Annotated in this window: 1 protein-coding gene; it reads right to left on the bottom strand. The window is 44.7% G+C overall.

Going from position 1 to position 351, the window contains the following annotated elements; all coding sequences use genetic code 11:
* On the bottom strand, positions 1-351 hold a 351-nt coding region (locus DW769_RS06340), incomplete at both ends, for an RNA-guided endonuclease TnpB family protein (RefSeq protein WP_147398852.1).

Below are 351 nucleotides of genomic sequence, written 5' to 3'. Positions count from 1 at the left end.
AACACTGGCTATCGACTTTGCCAGTTTATGGTTCCGGATCATTCCCTTTACATGCAGGTCTTCGATGCAGATGGTTTGGTTTTCACACACCAGCATCGTTGACTGTTTCTGCAGGAAATCATTTCTTTGATTCGTTACTTTTTCATGTACTTTGGCAACTCGAATTCGCTGCTTATCCCGGTTATGGGATCCTTTCTCTCTTCGGGAAAGTCTGCGCTGTTCCCTTACACGTTTTCGCATCGAGCGTTCCAGATATTTTGGATTCGCTACTGTATTTCCGTTGCTGTCAGAATAGAACGTTTTGATTCCAACATCAATCCCAATCGTTCCACCCTGATTAGGTCGCGGTTC

Source organism: Blautia sp. AM29-29 (assembly GCF_003480555.1).
Classification (GTDB): Bacteria; Bacillota; Clostridia; order Lachnospirales; family Lachnospiraceae; genus Fusicatenibacter; species Fusicatenibacter saccharivorans.
The sequence above is the reverse complement of the archived record's forward strand: the minus strand, read 5'-3'. Positions and strand labels throughout refer to the sequence as shown.